Source organism: Pseudomonas sp. BN415 (assembly GCF_029871195.1).
GTDB lineage: Bacteria > Pseudomonadota > Gammaproteobacteria > Pseudomonadales > Pseudomonadaceae > Metapseudomonas > Metapseudomonas resinovorans.
This window is the reverse complement of the sequence record NZ_SSOK01000040.1, coordinates 66,817-86,847: the sequence shown is the minus strand read 5'-3', so window position 1 is coordinate 86,847 and position 20,031 is coordinate 66,817. Positions and strand designations below refer to the sequence as shown.

Sequence of the window (20,031 nt, the reverse complement as noted above, 5' to 3'; positions counted from 1 at the left end):
TTAAGAAACAGCCCGCTGGATAGCGGGCTGTTTCGTTTAGCGGGATCAGGCCTGGAAGATGATCCGGCCGTCCACCAGGGTGTAGCGCACCTTGCCCGGCAGGCAGTGGCCGATGAAGGGGCAGTTATCGCCCTTGGAGTTCCAGGTTTCCCCGGCCAGGGTCGAGGCCTGGGGATCGAACAACACCACATCCGCCGGAGCACCCACGGCGAGTCGGCCGGCAGGCAGGCGCAGGCTGCGGGCCGGGCCGGCGGTGAGACGGGCGAGCAGGGTGGGCAGGTCGAGCAGGCCATCCTGAACCAGGGTCATGGCCAGTGGCAGCAACAGTTCCACGCTGCTGATGCCAGGCTCGGTGGCACCGAAGGGTGCGAGCTTGGCATCCGGCTCGTGGGGCTGGTGATGGCTGGCGATGGCGGAGATCACGCCGCTCTTCACGGCTTCACGCAGGCCGTCGCGGTCGGCGCGGGTACGCAGTGGCGGTTGCACATGATAGAGGCTGGAGAAATCGATCAGCGCCTCATCGGTCAGGATCAACTGGTACATGGCCACGTCGGCGGTCACCGGCAGGCCACGGGCCTGGGCCTGGGCGATCATCTCGGCGCCACGGGCGCTGGTGATCTGGCTGAAGTGGGCGCGCACACCGCTCTGTTCCACCAGCAGCAAGTCGCGGGCAAGGGCCACGGTCTCGGCGGTTTCCGGGATGCCGGCCAGGCCGAGGAAGCTGGCGGTAGGGCCTTCATGGGCCAGACCGCCCTCGGCCAGGGAGGCGTCCTGGGAGTGGAAGACCACGGTCAGGTCGAAGGTGGCCGCGTACTCCAGCGCACGGCGCTGGACGCGGTTGCTGGCGAAGGTGGCCAGGCCATTGCCAAAGGCCACGCAGCCCACGTCGCGCAGGGCCACCAGTTCGGACAGCTGCTCGCCGGCCAGGCCCTTGGTCAGGGCGCCGATGGGGAAGACCTTGGCGTGGCCGGCCTCCTGGGCGCGGTCGAGAATGAGCTCAGCGACGGCGGGCGTGTCCAGCACGGGGCGGGTCAGGGGCGGGCAGCAGAGGCTGGTCACGCCTCCACTGACGGCGGCCAGGGTTTCGCTGGCGATATTGCCCTTGCGGCTGTAGCCGGGTTCGCGCAGGGCGACGGACAGGTCCACCAGGCCGGGCGCGGCCACGAGGCCCTTGGCGTCGAGGGTCTTGTCCGCCTCGAAGTTGGCGGGAGCCTGGCCGATGGCGGCGACCTTGCCACTTTCGAGGAAGAGGTCGGTGACCTGATCGTGACCGCTGGCCGGGTCGATCAGGCGAGCGCCGAGGATATGGGTACGCATCAGTTCAGCTCCTCGGCTTCCTGGTTCATTTGGCGTTGCGCGGCCTGCCCGCTCATGGCCATGGAGAGCACCGCCATGCGCACGGCGATGCCGTAGGTGACCTGGTTGAGGATCACGGACTGAGCGCCGTCAGCCACTGCGGACTCGATTTCCACGCCACGGTTGATCGGGCCGGGGTGCATGACGATGGCATCCGGTTTGGCCAGGGCAAGGCGCTGGGTACTCAGGCCATAGAGCTTGTAGAACTCACCTTCGCTAGGCAGCAGGCCGCCCTGCATGCGTTCGCGCTGCAGGCGCAGCATGATCACCACGTCCACGCCCTTCAGGCCTTCGGCGAGGTCGGTGTAGACCTTCACGCCGTACTGCTCGACGCCCACGGGGATCAGGGTCTTCGGCCCGATCACGCGGATGTCCGGGCAGCCTAGCGTGCGCAGGGCGAGCATGTTCGAGCGGGCCACGCGCGAGTGCAGGACGTCGCCGACGATGGCCACCGAGAGGTTCTCGAAGCTGCCCTTGTGGCGACGGATGGTGAGCATGTCGAGCATGCCCTGGGTAGGGTGTGCGTGGCGGCCGTCGCCACCGTTGATGATGGCCACGTCCGGGCACACGTGCTCGGCGATGAAATGGGCGGCGCCGGAGTCGGCATGGCGCACCACGAACATGTCGGCAGCCATCGCCTCCAGGTTGCGCAGGGTGTCGAACAGCGTCTCGCCCTTGCTCGTTGAGGAGGTGGAGACGTTGAGGGTGATGACGTCGGCGGACAGGCGTTGTGCCGCCAGCTCGAAAGTGGTGCGGGTGCGGGTGGAGTTCTCGAAGAACACGTTGCACACCGTCTTGCCGCGCAGCAGCGGGACTTTCTTCACCGCACGGGCGCCGACTTCGAGGAAGGAGTCGGCGGTGTCGAGGATTTCCGTTAGCAGCTCGCGGGGCAGACCGTCGAGCGAGAGGAAGTGGCGCAGCTGGCCCTGGTCGTTGAGCTGCAGCGGGCGCTTGGCGTCTGTCGGCATGGGGCAGGCCCTGAAAGGTTACGAGAAATCGGAAGGGTCAGGCGGGTGAAGCGAGGTCCTGACGCTCGAGGGTGAGCGGCGCGGGGCCGAGCAATTTTACCCGTTCCGTGGCGCCCAGGGACAGGGTTGCGCCAACCACGTCCGGGCGGATCGGCAGCTCCCGGGCGTTGAGGTCGAGCAGGCAGACCAGGGTTACGCTGGCTGGGCGGCCATAGTCGAAGAGCTCATTGAGGGCTGCGCGCACCGTGCGGCCGCTCATCAGTACGTCGTCGATCAGCACCAGATGCTGGCCTTCGATCTCGAAGGGCAGTTCGGACGGTCGCACTTGCGGGTGCAGGCCGTTCTGGGTGAAGTCGTCGCGGTAGAAAGACACATCGAGGGTGCCCATGGGGCTCGACTCGCCCAGTTGCTCCAGCAGGGCCTGTGCCACCCATATGCCGCCGGTGCGGATGCCGATGTAGCGCGGCTCGGCGATGTTGCGGGACTTGAGGTGGGTTTGCAGGTCGCTGGCCATCCTCGGCAGCAGTTCGGCGGGGTTGGGCAGGGTCATCGGCGGTCCTCGCTTAAGAAGTTGCGGAGTTTTCGGCCAGCCAGCCTTCCAGCAGCAGCGCGGCGGCCAGGGCATCCACAGGGCGCTCGCGGTAGCCGTCGCGCTGGCCCTGGGCCAGGCGTTGGCCCTTGGCCTCGAAGGTGGTCAGGCGCTCATCGTGGGTGAATACCGGCAGATTGAAACGGCCGTTCAGGCGTCGGGCGAATTTCTCGGCGCGCGCACTCATTTCGCTGGGGGTGCCGTCCATATTCAGCGGCAGGCCTACGACGATGGCGTCGGGCTGCCATTCGCGTATCAGTGCCTCCACCTGCTGCCAGTCCGGCACGCCGTTCTGTGCTTTCAGCACTTTCAGTTCGCGAGCCTGGCCGGTTACCGCCTGGCCAACGGCAACGCCTATCTGTCTGGTGCCGTAATCGAAGCCAAGTAACAGGCGCAAGGGCTTGGATTCGGCCATCAAGCGTGCCCGGCCTGGGCAGTGAGCAGGCTGAGGTTCACGCCCAGCCGTGCCGCGGCAGCCGAAAGGCGCTGCTCGGTCGGTGTGTCGAAGAGGATGGCCATGTCTGCCGGGCAGGTCAGCCAGGCGTTTTCGCTCAGCTCGACTTCCAGCTGGCCAGCGTCCCAACCGGCATACCCGAGGGCTACCAGGCTCTTCTGCGGGCCGCCGCCATCAGCGATGGAGAAAAGCACGTCCTGGGAGGTGGACAGGGCCAGCTCACCCAGCTCCAGGGTAGCCTGGAACGTATGTCCGCTGGGGTGCAGGACGAACCCGCGGTCGGTTTGCACCGGGCCGCCGGAGTAGATCGGCAGGCCCTGACAGCGGGCCGGCGGGGTGAAGTCAGGCCGCAATTGTTCGAGTACGTCGCTCAGGCTCAAGCCGTTGGGGCGGTTGATCACCAGGCCCATGGCGCCCTGCTCGTTGTGTTCCACCAGATAGGTGACGGTCTGGGCGAAGTTCGGATCGGCCATGTGCGGCATGGCGATCAGGAAGTGGTGTTTGAGGTAGCTCGGTGCGCTTTTCATATCGGCTAGTTTCAGTCTTAAGACGGCAGGCTTCAAGCGGCAAGGCGATGGCTTGAGTCGGTGCCCCTTGGTTGAAGCCTAGAGCCGATTGCGCGCGGCCGCTCTCAATTGCTCGACAGGCGGTCGCCGCGCTCGAAGCGCCAGGTGCGAATGATCTCCAGGCGGTCGATGTCCGCGAGGTCGCCGGTGAAGGGCGCGAAGGGGGCCGCAAGGCGAACGATGCGCATGGCGCCCTGGTCCAGTATCTGCTGGCCGGAGGATTCCAGTACCTGCACTTCGAACAGGGTGCCGTCGCGGTTGATCGACACCAGCAGTCGCAGGTTGCCGTAGATGCGCTGGCGACGGGCCTCATCCGGGTAGTTTAGGTTGCCGACGCGCTCGATCTTCTTGCGCCACTCCTCTTTGTACCAGGCGCCTTTGTCGCGCATGGTCGAGGCCGCGTTGAGGCGGTGTATGCGCGGGCGCTTGGCATAGAGCTGGCGCTCCTTGTCCAGCTCCGCTTCCAGGCTGGCGATTTCGGCGGAGAGCTGCGAGCTGTCGAAGGTCGGCGCCGGCGTGGTCTCGGGTTGCGGTTTGCTCTGTTCGCGCTTGATCGTGGTTTTCTGCGGCTGCGGGCTCTTGGTGGCCACGGCGGCCTTGGGGGCTTCTTTCTTCGGTGCCTGGGGCGGCGCGGCGGGCGGAGTGGTCTTGCGGATTTCCTTGTCCTGGAAGGGCGCCTGCTCGGTGGTCTTGGGCGTGGCCTTGTGTTCCAGGGTGCCACTGCCCTGCTGGTTGGCCTGGGCGAGGAAGTCGGCGTTCTTCGGCTTCTCCTCGCTCTTGAAGGTGGCGAGGGTGATTTCCAGGGTCTTGCTGATCTGCTGCGGGTCGCCAATGGTGAAGCCGACACCGAGGATCAGTGCAACGTGCAGCACGGCGGCGAGGAACAGGGTAAAGCCCAGCCGATCCGCCGGGCGGACGCCGGCGGACAGTTGGGGTGGGGTGTTCACGGCTGCGTTCATCGCCAGTCAGCTTGCTTCAGATAGCGGCGCAGTCTGCCGAGCGTGCGCATAAAAGTCTATGAAGCACTCCGCGCCTCGAGCTTGATGGCGATCGCATCCATCAAACGTTCGCCGATGCGCGTGTCATAGGCCTTGTCGATCTCGCGGATGCAGGTGGGGCTGGTGACATTGATCTCGGTGAGGTGGTCGCCGATCACATCCAGTCCGACGAACAGCAGGCCTCTTTCTCGCAGCGACGGGCCGACGATCGCGGCGATTTCGCGGTCGCGCTCGGACAGCGGCCGGGCCTCGCCACGGCCGCCGGCGGCCAGGTTGCCGCGGGTCTCGCCCTGGGCGGGGATGCGCGCCAGGCAGTAGGGCACCGGCTCGCCGTCGATCATCAGGATGCGCTTGTCGCCGTCCTTGATCGCGGGCAGGTAGCGCTGCGCCATGATCTGCTGGCTGCCGTGGGCGGTCAGGGTCTCGAGGATCACCGAGAGATTGGGATCGCCGGCGCGGTGGCGGAAGATCGAGGAACCGCCCATGCCATCAAGGGGTTTGAGAATGATGTCACGCTGTTCTTCGGCAAACTCGCGCAGAATGTCCGCTCGTCGGCTGACTACGGTCGGTGGTGTGCACTCGGGGAACAGGGTGGCGAAGAACTTCTCGTTGCAGTCACGAAGGCTCTGCGGGCGGTTGACCACCAGCACGCCGTCCCGTTCGGCTTGTTCCAGCAGGTAGGTGGAATAGACGAATTCGTTGTCGAAGGGCGGGTCCTTGCGCATCAGGATCACGTCCAGTTCGGTCAGCGGGATATCGGCCTCTGCCTCCAGCTCGAACCAGTGTGCAGGGTCGAGGAAAACCTTCAGGGGGCGCATGCGAGCGCGAGCTTCACCGTTTTTCTGGTATAGGTCTTGCTGCTCCATATAGAACAGCGACCAGCCGCGTTCCTGGGCGGCCAGCAACATGGCCAGGGAGCTGTCCTTCTTGAAGGAGATTTGCGCAATGGGGTCCATGACGATCCCGAGGCGAACGCTCATGGGGTTCTCCGTAACAGGTTTCAAGGGGCGCGCCACAGCGGGCGGACCGGTGGGATAAGGCGCTCAGGGTGGCGCCGGCATTGATTGCGGTCAAGGAAAAATCCTTCCCCCAAAGGGGAAGAATCGCAGATGCGGGGGCCGTGTAGCTTGCGTCTGGAGACTGTGCTAAAAAGGCCCGACGATTGGGTCGCAGCCCGTCGGTTGTAGGGCCTCAGGCACATATATAAAGCAGAATAACGACTCACCGAGGCGATGGTAGGGCGAACATGGAACAGCATTCCGAGGGTTTGAAGGTCATGGTGATCGACGATTCGAAAACGATTCGTCGTACCGCCGAGACTCTGCTCAAGAAAGTGGGGTGTGAGGTCATCACAGCAGTTGATGGTTTCGACGCCCTGGCCAAGATCGCCGATTCCCACCCGAACATCATCTTCGTCGACATCATGATGCCTCGCCTGGACGGTTATCAGACCTGCGCCCTGATCAAGAACAACAGTGCTTTCAAGTCCACCCCGGTGATCATGCTGTCTTCCAAGGACGGCCTGTTCGACAAGGCCAAGGGTCGCATCGTCGGTTCCGATCAGTACCTCACCAAGCCTTTCAGCAAGGAAGAGCTGCTCGGCGCGATCAAGACTCACGTCCCCGATTTCACCCCGGTGGAGCAAGCCTCCTGAAGTCCGGCCTGATGGCCGGTGAAGCCTTTCCATATGGGGAACACCATGGCTCGTATTCTGATTGTTGATGACTCGCCGACCGAGATGTACAAGCTGACCGCCATGCTCGAGAAGCATGGCCACCAGGTACTCAAGGCAGAGAATGGCGCTGATGGCGTGGCCCTGGCCCGCCAGGAAAAGCCGGACGCCGTCCTGATGGACATCGTGATGCCCGGCCTCAATGGTTTCCAGGCAACCCGTCAACTGACCAAGGACGCCGAAACCAGTCATATTCCGGTGGTTATCGTTACAACCAAGGACCAGGAAACCGACAAGGTCTGGGGTAAGCGCCAGGGCGCGCGTGACTACCTGACCAAACCGATCGAAGAAGACACGCTGATCAAGACGCTGAACGCGGTACTGGCCGGCTGATTGCCGCGCCGGACCCCGAACCATAACTATTAGAAACAGGCCAAGGCCGGTCGCCATGTCGGATTCGCAGACTCCCTTCCAGCTCCTCTACGAGATCGACCAGCGCTGTCGTGCGTTGGCGGCGGGCTTGCCTGCGCAACAACAGGTGGTGCAGAGCTGGAGCGGTATCGGCTTCCGCATGGGGGAACGCCTGTTCGTGGCACCCATGGGCGAAGTCAGCGAAGTGCTGCACGAGCCGCGCCACACGTTGCTTCCCGGCGTGAAGACCTGGGTCAAGGGCGTCGCCAACGTGCGCGGACGCCTGTTGCCGGTGATGGACCTGTGCGGCTTTTTCGGTGGCGACCTGTCGCCCCTGCGCAAGCAGCGCCGAGTGCTGGTGGTGGACCACCAGGAAATCTTTGCCGGGCTGATCGTCGACGAAGTCTTCGGCATGCAGCACTTCCTGGTGGATGCCTTCAGCGAGGAGTTGCCCCCGCTGGAGGCCAGCATCCAGCCCTTCATCCATGGTGTTTTCCATCGCGAGCAGCCTTGGTTGGTGTTCAGCCCGCACGCGCTTGCACAGCACCAGGCGTTCCTCGAGGTAGCGATCTAGGTTCTACGCGGGGCGCCTGGCGTCCCGCACCGGTCCCGGGCTAGAACGCCGGGACCTTGGCTTCAAGGTTGGGCCGGCTTTGCCGGCCCTTTGGCGTTACATGGGAATAGAGTGGTTGGTCCAGGCGGGGGCCCGATAATGAAAAGACTAAACGCAGGCAATCTTTTTTCCGGGGTGCGCAGCACGTCGCTGATCGCCGGACTCTTCGTAGTCCTGATCATCGCCATCGTGCTGCTGTTCGCGAACTTCGCGTACCTCAACACCCAGGCGAACTACGACAAGGAATACATCAGCCACGCAGGTGAGCTGCGCGTGCTGTCCCAGCGTATCGCCAAGAACTCCAGCGAGGCCGCGGCGGGCAAGGCTGAAGCCTTCGCCCTGCTGAAGGACGCGCGTAACGACTTCGAGAAGCGCTGGAACTTCCTGCTGAAAGGCGACGCCGCCACCGGCCTGCCGGCTGCGCCTGCTGCCGTGAAGGGCGAGATGGATGTCGTACAGAAAGACTGGGACAGCCTGCGCAAGAACGCCGACGCCATCCTCGCCAGCGAGCAGACCGTGCTCTCGCTCCACCAGGTAGCCGCCACCCTGGCCGAAACCATCCCGCAGCTGCAGGTCGAGTACGAGGAAGTCGTGGATATCCTCCTCGAGAGCGGCGCACCCGCCAGCCAGGTATCGGTAGCCCAGCGCCAGTCGCTGCTGGCCGAACGTATCCTCGGCTCGGTGAACAAGGTGTTGGCTGGTGACGAAGACTCCGTCCAGGCCGCCGACATGTTCGGCCGGGACGCCAGCCTGTTCGGCCGCGTACTCAGTGCCATGCTCGAAGGCAACGCGGCGATGGAGATTTCCCAGGTCACCAACACCGAGGCCCTGGAGCGTCTGCAGGAGATTTCCGAACTCTTCGAGTTCGTGTCCGGCTCCGTGGACGAAATCCTCGAGACCTCGCCTGAACTCTTCCAGGTGCGTGAATCCGCCAACACCATCTTCACCGGCTCCCAGACCCTGCTGGACAAGGCCTCCGCCCTGACCACCGGCTTCGAGAACCTGGCAGGTGGCCGTGGCCTGAACACCCTGGCTGGCTACGTACTGGGCGCCCTGGCCCTTGCCGCGGTCATCCTGATCGGCCTCGTGATGGTGCAGAGCACCCGCAGCCGACTCGCCGAAACCGCCGCGAAAAACGAACGTAACCAGGCAGCGATTCTGCGTCTGCTGGACGAAATTGCCGACCTTGCCGACGGTGACCTGACCGTAGCCGCGACCGTGACCGAGGACTTCACCGGTGCGATCGCCGACTCCATCAACTACTCCATCGACCAGCTCCGCGAGCTGGTGGAAACCATCAACCTGACAGCCGTGCAGGTGGCCGCCGCCGCCCAGGAAACCCAGGCCACTGCCATGCATCTGGCCGAGGCTTCCGAGCACCAGGCCCAGGAAATCGCCGGCGCCTCTGCCGCGATCAACGAAATGGCCGTGTCCATTGACCAGGTATCGGCGAACGCCTCTGAATCTTCGGCGGTAGCGGAACGTTCCGTAGCCATCGCCAACAAGGGCAACGAGGTGGTGCACAACACCATCACCGGCATGGACAACATCCGTGAGCAGATCCAGGACACCTCGAAGCGGATCAAGCGCCTCGGTGAATCGTCCCAGGAGATCGGTGACATCGTCAGCCTGATCAACGACATCGCCGACCAGACCAACATCCTCGCCCTGAACGCCGCGATCCAGGCGTCCATGGCCGGTGATGCGGGCCGTGGCTTCGCCGTGGTAGCGGACGAAGTACAGCGCCTCGCGGAACGTTCCTCCGCGGCGACCAAGCAGATCGAAGCCCTGGTGAAGACCATTCAGACCGACACCAACGAGGCGGTGATCTCCATGGAGCAGACCACCTCCGAAGTGGTTCGGGGTGCCCGTCTGGCCCAGGACGCCGGTGTGGCCCTGGAAGAGATCGAGAAGGTGTCCAAGACCCTCGCGGCGCTCATCCAGAACATCTCCAACGCCGCTCGTCAGCAAGCGTCCTCCGCTGGCCATATCTCCAACACCATGAACGTGATCCAGGAGATCACCTCGCAGACCTCCGCTGGTACCACCGCCACCGCGAAGAGCATCGGCAACCTGGCGAAGATGGCCAGCGAGATGCGCAAGTCGGTTTCCGGCTTCAAGCTGCCGGAAACTCAGGACATAGCCTGACCAGGGGAGGCGCCGCGGCCTGAGGTCGCGGCATGACGGCCATGAATCAAGGGCACGACAGCATGCAGCCAGGCGGTGTCTGGGCCTTGAAACCCCTGGCCGATATGACGACAGCGGAATTCCAGGACTGGCAGAAGCTGCTCGAGGAACGCACCGGCGTGGTGGTCAATGACCAGCGCCGCTCTTTCCTCCAGACCAACCTCAGTGCACGTATGCGCGAACTGGGTGTGCAGGACTACGCCAGCTACTACCGCCAGGTTACCGATGGGCCGCGAGGAGCGGTGGAGTGGTCGACCCTGCTGGATCGCCTGACGGTGCAGGAAACGAGATTCTTCCGGCACCCGGCCTCCTTCGAACTGCTCGCCGACTACCTGTGCGGGCGCGTCGAGCGGGGCCTGGAGCGCCCCTTGGAAATCTGGAGCGTGGGTTGCTCCAGCGGTGAAGAACCCTATTCCCTGGCCATGGTGGCGGCCGAGGCGCTCAGCGGTACCGAACAGCCGACGTATTTCGGCGTGACCGGCACCGACATCAGCCTCAGCGCCCTGGCCAAGGCCCGCGAGGGCCTGTATGGCGCCCGACGCCTGGAACAACTCGAAGCGACGCTCGCCGAGCGCTACTTCCAGGCCCAGGACGATGGCCGTTACAAGATAGTGCCGAGCCTGGCCGCACGGGTGTGCTGTGCACGGCTCAATGTGCTGGAACTGGCCAAGGCGCCAATGTCCGGCATGGACGTAATTTTCTGTCAGAACCTGTTGATCTACTTCCGCCGCTGGCGCCGCCGGGAAATCCTCAATCGCCTGGCCGAACGCCTGGCGCCAGGGGGACTGATGGTGCTGGGCGTGGGGGAAGTGGTGGGTTGGCAGCACCCGGACCTTGAGCCGGTGCCCAATGAACAGGTTCTGGCATTCACCCGGAAGGGATAGCAGACGGCTATGACTGATCGGCACGACTACGTCGCCCTCGAGTGGGTAAAGGGCGAGATCGCGGAAACCCTGAAGCAGGCTCGGCAGGCCCTGGAGGCCTTTGTCGAGAACCCGCAGGACCCGACGCGCATGCGTTTCTGCCTGACCTATATCCATCAGGTCCAGGGCACGCTGCAGATGGTCGAGTTCTACGGTGCGGCCCTGCTCGCCGAGGAAATGGAGCGATTGGCCCAGGCGCTGATGGAAGGCCGCACGGCCAACCGTGGCGAGGCGCTGGAAGTGCTGATGCAGGCCATCCTGCAACTACCGCCGTACCTGGACCGTATCCAGAGCGCCCGTCGGGACCTGCCGATGGTCCTGCTGCCGCTGCTGAACGACCTGCGTGCCGCCCGTGGCGACAACCTGCTGTCCGAGACCAGCCTGTTCGCCCCGGACCTCTCCGGCATGCTGCCGGCGCTGTCCATGGACACCCTGGCGCGCATGCGTACGGCCGAACTGCCGGTGCTGCTGCGCAAGCTGCGGCAAATGCTGCAGACCGCCCTGGTGGGCGTGATCCGCAACCAGGACCTGGCCGCCAACCTCGGCTACATGGCGCGGGTGTTCGCGCGTCTCGAATCCCTCTGCCAGGACGCGCCGCTCGGTCCGCTCTGGCAGATCGCCTCAGGCCTGGTGGAAGGCTTGGCCAACGGCTCCGTGGTCAACGGCTCCTCGGTGCGCAACCTGCTGCGCCAAGTGGACAAGGAACTCAAACGCCTGCTCGAACAGGGTGCTGATGGTTTCAACCAGGCGGCACCGGAAGAGCTGGTGAAAAACCTGCTGTTCTACATAGCCAAGGCCCCGGCCCAGTCGCCGCGTATCCGCGCGCTCAAGGAGCGCTACCGCCTCGACGAAGCCCTGCCGGATACCGCCGTGGTGGACGAGGAGCGTGCCCGCCTCGCCGGTCCTGACCGCGACGCCATGCGTTCGGTGGTCACCGCCCTCTGCGAGGAACTGGTACGGGTCAAGGACAGCCTCGACCTCTTCGTGCGCAGCGACCGCAGCGGCGTCGCCGAACTGGATTCCCTGCTGCCTCCGCTCAAGCAAATTGCCGACACCCTGGCGGTACTGGGCTTTGGCCAGCCGCGCAAAGTCATTCTCGACCAGATCGACGTGATCCACGGACTCTCCCTTGGTCAGCGCGAGCCCAGCGATGCGGTGCTGATGGATGTTGCGGGTGCACTGCTCTATGTCGAGGCCACCCTGGCCGGCATGGTCGGGCCGGCGGAAGAGGGCTCGGCAGAAGAAAGCCACCTGCCCACCACCGACGTGGCGCAGATCCACCAACTGGTGATCAAGGAGGCGCGCAACGGCCTGGAACAGGCCAAGGACGCCATCATCGAGTTCATCGCCTCGCAGTGGAACCACGAGCACCTGGCCCGTGTGCCGGAGCTGCTGACCCAGGCCCGAGGCGGTCTGGCAATGATCCCACTGCCGCGCGCTGCCGCCCTGCTGGAAGCGTGCAACCGCTACATCCAGGAACAGCTGCTGGCACGCAAGGCCGTGCCCAACTGGCAGAGCCTGGACACCCTGGCCGACGCCATCACCAGCGTCGAGTACTACCTCGAACGACTGTCCGAAGACCACGCCGCCCAGGGCGACATGATTCTCGACGTGGCCGAGGAAAGCCTGGACACCCTGGGTTATCCGCTCAAGGAAAAGCCCTCCATCCTCGACCGCGTAGAAGAGGAGGAAGCCCCGGCGCCCCTGGCTGACCCGATACAGGAAATCGAAGTACTGGCCGCTGAAGAGTCGGAGTTGCACCAGCACCTCGATCCGGAAGACGAGCCGGAAGCCGTCATGCCCGAGGCGCTGGCCTTCGAGCCGGCCGCTGGTAGCCTCGACTTCGACCTGGATGCTCCGCTGGACTTGGCATCAGCCCCAGAGGGGGAGCTGCTGGTTTCTGACGACAACTGGAGCCTGGGCGAGCCGGACGCGAAACCTGCTATCGAAAGCATCGACCTCAGCCTGGACGCACCTCTGGAGGTGTCTACCGCTGCGGCTGCACCGGCTGCCGAGAGTGAGTTGCTGGTCTCCGATGACAACTGGAACCTGGGCGAGCTGGACGTTGAGCCGGTTACCGCAAGCATCGACTTCAGCCTGGATGCGCCGCTGGAGCCCGCCGCGGCTGCAGAGAGCGAGCTGCTGGTTGCCGAGAGCTGGAACCTAGAGGCGCTGGAAGCGGAACCCGCTACCGAAACCATCGATCTCAGCCTGGATTCCCCGTTCCAGCCCGATGCCGTCGCCGCCCTGGAACCCGAGCTGGAACCGGCGCTGCCGATAGAAGGTGAAACCCTGCCCAGCCTCGATCTGGATGAGCTGGACAGCCTGCCGAGCGCGACCGAAGCAGCCGGGGCCGAGGACGAACTGCTCGATTTCAGCCTGGATACCCCGCTGGAGTTCGGCGATGGGCAACCGCTGCCGAGCTTCGACCTGGCCGATCTGGAAGAGCTGCCGCCAGCGCTGCCGGGCGACCAGCCCGCCCTCGACCTGTCGCTGGACGCCTTCGAGGCACTGCCCAGCCTTGATCTGGATGAGCTGGACAGCCTGCCCGCCGCCGAGCCGCTGGTGGAGCTGGAAGCCCTGAACCTTGAAGACCTGCCGGCCCCCCTGGAGTGGGACGAGGCGGCCCTCGCCGAACTCGGTCTGCCGGAAGTCGACCTGCCCAGCGCGCCACTGGAAGAACCGGTAGTGGAACCGGCCGCAGAGCGACCGCTGTCCCTGGCCGAGGTCATGGCGGCTCCGGTGCCGGCCTTCAATCCGCCGGCGCGGGACGTGCCGCCGAGCCTGCTGCCGCCGCCCGCCGACGAGGAACCGGTGGACGACGAGCTGCAGGAAGTCTTCATCGAAGAAGCCGGTGAAGTGCTGGAAACCCTGGCCGACTACCTGCCGCGCTGGCGTGCCGACAGCAACGACCGCGATGCCCTGGGCGAAGTGCGTCGTGCGTTCCATACCCTCAAGGGCAGTGGCCGCATGGTGCGAGCGCTGATCATCGGCGAGCTGTCCTGGTCGGTGGAAAACCTGCTCAATCGCGTGCTGGACCGTAGCATCGAGGCCGCCGAGCCCGTGCATCAGGTAGTCCAGGACGTGGTCGACCTGCTGCCTGCCCTGGTCGAGGAGTACGCCGCGAAGGCCCAGCGCCAGCGCGACGACGTCGACCAACTGGCCGCTACGGCCCACGCCCTGGCGAAGGGGCAGATCCTCCCAAAATCTGAAGCCCCGGGTTCAGAGCAGGCCATCGAGCCCGCGGGCGAGCCGCATGCTCCTGTCATCACGGAATCCGGCGAGGCGCTGGACCCGCAATTGCTGGAAATCTTCCGCAACGAGGCGGAGTTCCACCTGGAAACCCTCGCCGGCTTCGTCAAGGCCTGCGACCAGGAACTGCCCCAGTCGGTCAACGATGACCTCCAGCGCGCCTTGCACACCCTCAAGGGCAGCGCGCACATGGCCGGCATCCTGCCGATCGCCGACATCGCCACGCCCCTGGAGAAGCTGGCCAAGGAGTACAAGACCAACCTGCTCCGCATCGACCTCTCCGAGGCCGAACTGCTGCGCGAGGCACTGAACCTGCTGCGCAAGGGCGTGGATCAGCTGGACAGCATGCCGCTGGCCTCGATCCCGGGTGCCGGGGCGTTGCTGGAGCGCATCCAGCAACTGCATCAGGACCGTCTGGATGCCGCCAATGCCGCACGCCGCGACGACAAGGGCGAGACCCGCGACCCGCAGATGATTTCCCTCTTCCTCGCCGAAGGCATGGATATCCTGCTGGACGCCGAGGACCTGCTGCGCCGCTGGCGCGAGCACCCGTCCGAGCGACAGGAACTGGGGGCGTTGCTGGAAGAGTTGAGTACCCTCGGCCGTGGTGCCGAGATGGCCGAACTGCCGCAGATCGAAGAGCTTTGCGAAGCGCTGCTGGATGTCTATGGCGCTGTGGACGAAGGCAGTCTGCCGGTCAGCGAGCGTTTCTTCAGCGAAGCCGAATCAGCCCATGAAGCCCTGATCGGCATGATGGATCAGGTGGCGGCGGCCCTTGAGGTGACCCCCCAGCCCGAACGTGCCCTGGCCCTGCGCAACCTGCTGCAGGAAGTCGTCGACCCGCTGGCCCTGTCCCTGCTGGAACCCGGTATCCCTGACCTCGAAATCGAGGAACTGGATGTGGACTGGTCACACACCGAAAGCCGCCCGCTGCAGTCTGATCGGGTGAGAGAACCCCTGGCGCTGCAGGACGTGGTGCTGCCCGAACTGGCGTCCTTCGACCCGGATGAAACCTCCGAGATCGAGCGGCTGGACGAAGTACCTGCTGCCCTGGACGAGGAGATGGTGTCCATTTTCCTCGAAGAGGCGGTGGACATTCTCGACAGCGCTGGCAAGGCCTTGGAACGCTGGCTCGGCGAGCCGGAAAACAAGCCGGCGCTGCTGGCCCTGCAACGTGACCTGCACACCCTCAAGGGCGGTGCGCGCATGGCTGAGATCCGTCCGATCGGCGACCTCGCCCACGAGCTGGAGTCGCTTTACGAAGGTCTGGTAGACCGCCGCTACAGTCACTCGCCGCGCCTTGCCGGCCTGCTGCAGCATAGCCATGACTGCCTCGCCTCGTTGCTGGAGCAACTGCAGGCGCGCCGTTCCCTGAGTGATCCGTTGCAGCTTATCCAGGACATTCGCGGCTTCCGCCAAGGCGGCGCGCAGAGCCTTTCGGCCGCCGTGGTGCAACCACGGCCCACGTTCGATGCATTCGACGACGATGAGAGCGGGCACGACGACGCTGCTGAGCTGAGCGAGCCCTTCGACGCAGCCAATGACGATATGGACGAGGCGGCGGACGACGTCGCCACGGAACGCCTCACCGAGTTGTCCCTGGCCGGGCTGCTGGACGCCCATACTGACGAACAGACGGTGACCGAGCCTGCGCCGCTGCCCGAGACTCAGGTCTTCAACAGCGACCAGGACCCGGAGCTGGTGGAGATATTCCTCGAGGAAGGCTTCGACATCCTCGACAGCGCCGGCGCTGCTCTGCAGCGCTGGATCGATGACCCGGACAACAGTCTCGAGATTGAAGCCCTGCAACGGGACCTGCATACCCTGAAGGGCGGTGCCCGGATGGCCGAAATCGGTCCCATCGGCGACCTCGCCCACGAACTCGAGTTCCTCTATGAAGGCCTCTGTGGTGGCCGTTTGCGTGCCAGTTCGACGCTGTTCAACCTGCTGCAGGCTTGCCAGGACCGCCTGAGCGAAATGCTCGACGCGGTGCGTGCGCGTCGCCCATTGCCGGACGGCCAGGCGCTGATCGAAGCCATCCAGCGCTGGCGCGCCAATCCCAGCGAGCAGCTGAGCATGCCCAGCGCCGTGCACCTGCAGCCGGCGGTCGAGGACGACCTTGATGCCGTGGCTGAGGCGGACATCCTCGATATTTTCCTGGAAGAGGCAGACGACCTGCTGGAGGCCATGGAAACTGCCATTGGTCGCTGGGAAGAGGCACGCGAGGACGGTGCCCAGATCGATGAGCTGCTACGCGTGCTGCACACGCTCAAGGGCGGCGCGCGACTGGCCGGGCAGAAGCGCCTGGGCGACCTTGCCCACGACCTGGAACACCACCTGATCGAGGCGCAGCAGCAGGGGGCGCCCTGGCCGGAAAGCCTGTTCCTTGACGTGCAATCCGGCTACGAAGGCTTGCAGGCTGAATTGGATGAACTGCGTCAGCAGCTCGACCGGAGCCTGGCCGAAGACCTGTCGACGCCGCCCCAGACGCTGACCCCAACAGAAGCGCCGCAGTTGGCCAGCCCAATCGTCGCGGCCAGCGTTCTACCGCAGGTTGTCAATGAAGAGCGCGTCCTGCCCTTCGTCCGCCGAGCCCGGGAAGCTGCCCAGGACGCCGCTGCTCGTCGTGCGCCCCAGGAGCTGGTGAAGGTGCCGGCGGAGTTATTGGAGGGGCTGGTCAACCTGGCCGGTGAAACCTCGATCTTCCGCGGCCGGGTGGAGCAGCAGGTCAGTGACTTCAGTTTCACCCTGAGCGAGATGGAAGCGACCATCGAGCGGGTGCGTGACCAACTGCGCCGGCTCGACACCGAGACCCAGGCGCAAATTCTCAGCCGTTATCAGGCCGAAGCGGAACGCGCCGGCTACGAGGAGTTCGACCCGCTGGAAATGGACCGTCACTCGCAGCTGCAGCAACTGTCGCGTGCGCTGTTCGAGTCCGCATCCGACTTGCTCGACCTCAAGGAAACCCTGGCGGCGAAGAACCGCGACGCGGAAACCCTGCTGCTCCAGCAGGCACGGGTGAACACCGAGCTGCAGGAAGGCTTGATGCGTACCCGCATGGTGCCCTTCGACCGCCTGGTGCCGCGTCTGCGCCGTATCGTCCGGCAGGTGGCCAGCGAGCTCGACAAACACGTGGAATTTGTCGTCGGCAACGCCGAGGGCGAGATGGACCGCACCGTGCTCGAGCGTATGGTGGCGCCGCTGGAGCACATGCTGCGCAACGCCGTCGACCACGGCATCGAGGTTCCCGAGGCACGTCGCGCCTCCGGCAAGCCGGAAAGCGGCACCATTCGCCTGAACCTTGGCCGCGAAGGTGGCGACATCGTCCTGACCCTGGCTGACGACGGCGCCGGTATCAAGCTCGAAGCCGTGCGCCGCAAGGCCATCGAACGCGGCATGATGGATGCCGAGTCCGACCTTTCGGATTACGAGGTTCTGCAGTTCATCCTCGAACCGGGCTTCTCCACGGCCGACAAGGTCACGCAGATTTCCGGCCGGGGCGTTGGCATGGATGTGGTGCACTCCGAGGTGAAGCAGCTCGGCGGCACCATGAGCATCGACTCCACCCCTGGCGAGGGCAGCCGTTTCCTCATCCGCCTGCCATTCACTGTGTCGGTGAACCGTGCGCTGATGGTGCTTTCCGGCGAAGACCTGTATGCCATCCCGCTGAACACCATCGAAGGCATCGTGCGGGTCTCCCCTTACGAGCTGGAAACCTACTACCAGCCCGATGCGCCGCGCTTCGAATACGCCGGCCAGAACTACGAGTTGAAGTACCTGGGCGATCTGCTGGACAACGGCCAGCACCCCAAACTGGTAGGCCAGAGCCTGCCGCTGCCGGTGATCCTGGTGCGCTCCAGCGAGCACGCCGTCGCTGTGCAGGTGGATGCCCTGGTCGGCTCCCGCGAGATCGTGGTGAAGAGCCTTGGCCCACAGTTCGCCGGGGTCCACGGCATCTCCGGCGCCACCATCCTCGGTGATGGCCGCGTGGTGGTGATTCTCGACCTGCTGGCGACCATTCGCTCGCGCCACGCGCACCTGGTACAGCCGCAACTGCGTTCGGCCAGCGCCAACCTGCTGCCGGCAGACGTGGACGTGGAGCGTCCGCCGCTGGTGATGGTCGTGGACGATTCGGTGACCGTACGCAAGGTCACCAGCCGCCTGCTGGAACGCAACGGCATGAACGTGCTCACCGCCAAGGATGGGGTCGATGCCATTGGCCTGCTGCAGGAGCAGCGGCCGGACATCATGCTCCTGGATATCGAAATGCCACGCATGGACGGCTTCGAGGTGGCTACCCTGATCCGCCACGACGAGCGCCTGAAAGACCTGCCGATCATCATGATCACCTCGCGTACCGGTGAGAAACACCGCGAGCGCGCCATGGCCATCGGCGTCAATGACTACCTGGGCAAGCCCTACCAGGAGTCTCTGCTGCTCGAAACCATCCAGCATCTGGTCAAACGGACATGACAGAGAAGACATCCGCACGCATTGCCGTGCTCGCCGACACCTCGCTGCAGCGCCATGTGTTGCAGCAGGCCCTGACCGGCAACGGCTATCAGGTCGTGCTCAACAGCGATCCGGCCCGCCTGGACGAAGCGGCGCTGAGTGCCTGCGAGGCGGATCTCTGGCTGGTGGACCTGGCCCTGTCCGAGGATTCGCCCCTGGTGGACAACCTGCTGGAGCACGCCACTTCTCCCGTGCTGTTCGGCGAAGGCCATGCCCCCGAGCGCCATTCGGAGCATTACCCGCGCTGGGAGCGGCGTCTGTTTGGCAAGCTGAAGAAGCTGGTGGGCGATCCGGCGGTGGCCGTGGGGCCGAGCCTGGAAACCCTGCTGGCCGAGGCCCAGCGCCCGACACGCCTGGAACTGCCCAAGGCGCTCGCCGATACCCCGCTGGTGGCGGGCGAGCCCGCGCGCCAGGTCTGGCTGCTGGCTGCCTCCCTGGGGGGGCCGGCGGCGGTCAAGGCGTTCCTCGATGCCTTGCCCGGTGGCCTGCCGATCGGCTTTCTCTACGCCCAGCATATAGACCCCAGTTTCGAGGGCGCGCTGCCCCAGGCCGTGGGCCGCCATAGCCAGTGGCACGTCAACCAGGCCCGCCACGGTGATAGCGTGCGCTGCGGCGAAGTGGTGGTCGTGCCCATCAGCCGTGAACTGAATTTCTCCGACGACGGCCGCATGCAGATGGGCGAACGGCCCTGGCCGGAGCCCTACAGCCCGTCCATCGACCAGGCCATGCTCAACCTGGCCCAGCATTACGGCGCCCAGTGCGGCGTGATCGCCTTCAGCGGCATGGGCAGCGATGGCAGCGCCGCAGCTGCCTACCTGCGTCGTCAGGGCGGGTTGATCTGGACCCAGAGTGCCGATACCTGCGCCTGTTCAAGCATGCCGGACAGCCTGCGTGAAGGCGGCTACAGCAGCTTCGGTGGCGACCCGCGCGAGCTGGCCGCCAAGCTGGTCGAACATCTGGCTGCGCAGTGCAGCTAACCCAGGAATTCTCATGAGCCAAGCCGTTACCACCCAGAACAGCACTGCCAGCCTGACCGGGCTGCTGCTGCCGCTGTCCGACCGTACCCTGCTGGTGCCCAACGTGGCCCTGGCTGAGCTGATTCCCTACCGTGCCCCCCAGTCGACCTCGGGGTTGCCCGCCTGGCTGCTGGGCCAGGTAGCCTGGCGCGACCTGCGCCTGCCGTTGCTGTCCTTCGAAGGCGCCGCCGGCGGTGAGGTGAAGGTGGGCTCAGGCGCGCGGGTGGCGGTACTCAATGCCCTCGGTGGCCGCCCTCACGTGAAGTTCATCGCCTTGCTGCTGCAGGGCATCCCGCGCTCACTGAAGCTGGAAGCAGACCTGCGCCGGGCCAACGCGCCGCTGTCGGTGCTGGAGCTGGATGCGGTGCAACTGGGCACTGATGTGGTGAAGATCCCCGACCTGGCGGGACTGGAGCAGATGCTGGCGGATGCCGGTCTGATCTGACTCGGACGAGTAGGGGCGGTTTGTAGGAAGTGGCGGGGCGGCGCTCCCCTTGAGCCTGTGAAACCCATC

15 protein-coding genes are annotated in these 20,031 nt (G+C 65.0%); 8 read left to right on the top strand and 7 right to left on the bottom strand.

The genetic code is table 11. The features are described from left to right. Nucleotides 1-45 precede the first annotated feature (45 nt). The 7 genes from E8F20_RS10750 to gshB form a co-directional block, all read right to left on the bottom strand. The gene (locus E8F20_RS10750; RefSeq protein WP_280283706.1) at nucleotides 46-1,317 is read right to left on the bottom strand and encodes a dihydroorotase; all 1,272 of its coding nucleotides are present in this window, start codon (nucleotides 1,315-1,317) and stop codon (nucleotides 46-48) included. After that, nucleotides 1,317-2,324: an aspartate carbamoyltransferase catalytic subunit gene (locus E8F20_RS10745; RefSeq protein ID WP_280283705.1), complete on the bottom strand. Its 1,008-nt coding sequence runs from the start codon at nucleotides 2,322-2,324 to the stop codon at nucleotides 1,317-1,319. Before E8F20_RS10745 ends, E8F20_RS10750 begins: the two co-directional genes overlap by 1 nt. 37 nt (nucleotides 2,325-2,361) lie before the next feature. Then, on the bottom strand, nucleotides 2,362-2,874 hold the full coding sequence (gene pyrR, locus E8F20_RS10740) for a bifunctional pyr operon transcriptional regulator/uracil phosphoribosyltransferase PyrR (protein ID WP_280283704.1): 513 nt from the start codon (nucleotides 2,872-2,874) through the stop codon (nucleotides 2,362-2,364). A gap of 13 nt (nucleotides 2,875-2,887) precedes the next feature. Then, nucleotides 2,888-3,328: a Holliday junction resolvase RuvX gene (ruvX, locus tag E8F20_RS10735; RefSeq protein ID WP_137823117.1), complete on the bottom strand. Its 441-nt coding sequence runs from the start codon at nucleotides 3,326-3,328 to the stop codon at nucleotides 2,888-2,890. After that, nucleotides 3,328-3,894: a YqgE/AlgH family protein gene (locus E8F20_RS10730; RefSeq protein WP_280283703.1), complete on the bottom strand. Its 567-nt coding sequence runs from the start codon at nucleotides 3,892-3,894 to the stop codon at nucleotides 3,328-3,330. Before E8F20_RS10730 ends, ruvX begins: the two co-directional genes overlap by 1 nt. 104 nt (nucleotides 3,895-3,998) lie before the next feature. Further along, complete coding sequence (locus tag E8F20_RS10725; RefSeq protein ID WP_280283702.1) at nucleotides 3,999-4,892, bottom strand: energy transducer TonB; 894 nt, start codon at nucleotides 4,890-4,892, stop codon at nucleotides 3,999-4,001. Between the two features lie 56 nt (nucleotides 4,893-4,948). After that, the gene (gene gshB, locus E8F20_RS10720) at nucleotides 4,949-5,911 is read right to left on the bottom strand and encodes a glutathione synthase (protein WP_280283701.1); all 963 of its coding nucleotides are present in this window, start codon (nucleotides 5,909-5,911) and stop codon (nucleotides 4,949-4,951) included. A gap of 266 nt (nucleotides 5,912-6,177) precedes the next feature. Between gshB and pilG the strand changes: the two genes are divergently transcribed. The 8 genes from pilG to E8F20_RS10680 all read left to right on the top strand — a co-directional run bounded on the left by pilG (nucleotide 6,178) and on the right by E8F20_RS10680 (nucleotide 19,962). After that, nucleotides 6,178-6,585 carry a twitching motility response regulator PilG gene (pilG, locus tag E8F20_RS10715; protein WP_003455569.1) on the top strand — a complete coding sequence of 136 codons (408 nt, stop codon included), beginning with the start codon at nucleotides 6,178-6,180 and terminating at the stop codon, nucleotides 6,583-6,585. 45 nt (nucleotides 6,586-6,630) lie between these two features. Then, nucleotides 6,631-6,996: a twitching motility response regulator PilH gene (gene pilH / locus E8F20_RS10710; protein ID WP_028629552.1), complete on the top strand. Its 366-nt coding sequence runs from the start codon at nucleotides 6,631-6,633 to the stop codon at nucleotides 6,994-6,996. A gap of 55 nt (nucleotides 6,997-7,051) precedes the next feature. Next, nucleotides 7,052-7,588, top strand: coding sequence for a chemotaxis protein CheW (locus tag E8F20_RS10705; protein WP_137823114.1), 537 nt, complete (start codon nucleotides 7,052-7,054; stop codon nucleotides 7,586-7,588). Between the two features lie 138 nt (nucleotides 7,589-7,726). Next, nucleotides 7,727-9,775, top strand: a complete 2,049-nt coding sequence (locus E8F20_RS10700) for a methyl-accepting chemotaxis protein (protein ID WP_280283700.1) — start codon at nucleotides 7,727-7,729, stop codon at nucleotides 9,773-9,775. Between the two features lie 62 nt (nucleotides 9,776-9,837). Next, a complete protein-coding gene (locus tag E8F20_RS10695; protein WP_280283722.1) occupies nucleotides 9,838-10,698 on the top strand; it encodes a protein-glutamate O-methyltransferase in 861 nt (286 codons plus the stop codon). Between the two features lie 9 nt (nucleotides 10,699-10,707). Next, nucleotides 10,708-18,462: an Hpt domain-containing protein gene (locus tag E8F20_RS10690; RefSeq protein WP_280283699.1), complete on the top strand. Its 7,755-nt coding sequence runs from the start codon at nucleotides 10,708-10,710 to the stop codon at nucleotides 18,460-18,462. Further along, on the top strand, nucleotides 18,459-19,478 hold the full coding sequence (locus E8F20_RS10685; RefSeq protein ID WP_280283698.1) for a chemotaxis protein CheB: 1,020 nt from the start codon (nucleotides 18,459-18,461) through the stop codon (nucleotides 19,476-19,478). Before E8F20_RS10690 ends, E8F20_RS10685 begins: the two co-directional genes overlap by 4 nt. A 13-nt stretch (nucleotides 19,479-19,491) precedes the next feature. Continuing rightward, nucleotides 19,492-19,962, top strand: a complete 471-nt coding sequence (locus E8F20_RS10680; RefSeq protein ID WP_137823111.1) for a chemotaxis protein CheW — start codon at nucleotides 19,492-19,494, stop codon at nucleotides 19,960-19,962. Nucleotides 19,963-20,031 lie beyond the last annotated feature (69 nt).

Coding starts and splice junctions, on each gene's coding strand:
- E8F20_RS10750 (WP_280283706.1), bottom strand. CDS start 1,317: ATGCGTACCCATATCCTCGGCGCTCGCCTGATCGACCCGGCCAGCGGT.
- E8F20_RS10745 (WP_280283705.1), bottom strand. CDS start 2,324: ATGCCGACAGACGCCAAGCGCCCGCTGCAGCTCAACGACCAGGGCCAG.
- pyrR (WP_280283704.1), bottom strand. CDS start 2,874: ATGACCCTGCCCAACCCCGCCGAACTGCTGCCGAGGATGGCCAGCGAC.
- ruvX (WP_137823117.1), bottom strand. CDS start 3,328: ATGGCCGAATCCAAGCCCTTGCGCCTGTTACTTGGCTTCGATTACGGC.
- E8F20_RS10730 (WP_280283703.1), bottom strand. CDS start 3,894: ATGAAAAGCGCACCGAGCTACCTCAAACACCACTTCCTGATCGCCATG.
- E8F20_RS10725 (WP_280283702.1), bottom strand. CDS start 4,892: ATGAACGCAGCCGTGAACACCCCACCCCAACTGTCCGCCGGCGTCCGC.
- gshB (WP_280283701.1), bottom strand. CDS start 5,911: ATGAGCGTTCGCCTCGGGATCGTCATGGACCCCATTGCGCAAATCTCC.
- pilG (WP_003455569.1), top strand. CDS start 6,178: ATGGAACAGCATTCCGAGGGTTTGAAGGTCATGGTGATCGACGATTCG.
- pilH (WP_028629552.1), top strand. CDS start 6,631: ATGGCTCGTATTCTGATTGTTGATGACTCGCCGACCGAGATGTACAAG.
- E8F20_RS10705 (WP_137823114.1), top strand. CDS start 7,052: ATGTCGGATTCGCAGACTCCCTTCCAGCTCCTCTACGAGATCGACCAG.
- E8F20_RS10700 (WP_280283700.1), top strand. CDS start 7,727: ATGAAAAGACTAAACGCAGGCAATCTTTTTTCCGGGGTGCGCAGCACG.
- E8F20_RS10695 (WP_280283722.1), top strand. CDS start 9,838: ATGCAGCCAGGCGGTGTCTGGGCCTTGAAACCCCTGGCCGATATGACG.
- E8F20_RS10690 (WP_280283699.1), top strand. CDS start 10,708: ATGACTGATCGGCACGACTACGTCGCCCTCGAGTGGGTAAAGGGCGAG.
- E8F20_RS10685 (WP_280283698.1), top strand. CDS start 18,459: ATGACAGAGAAGACATCCGCACGCATTGCCGTGCTCGCCGACACCTCG.
- E8F20_RS10680 (WP_137823111.1), top strand. CDS start 19,492: ATGAGCCAAGCCGTTACCACCCAGAACAGCACTGCCAGCCTGACCGGG.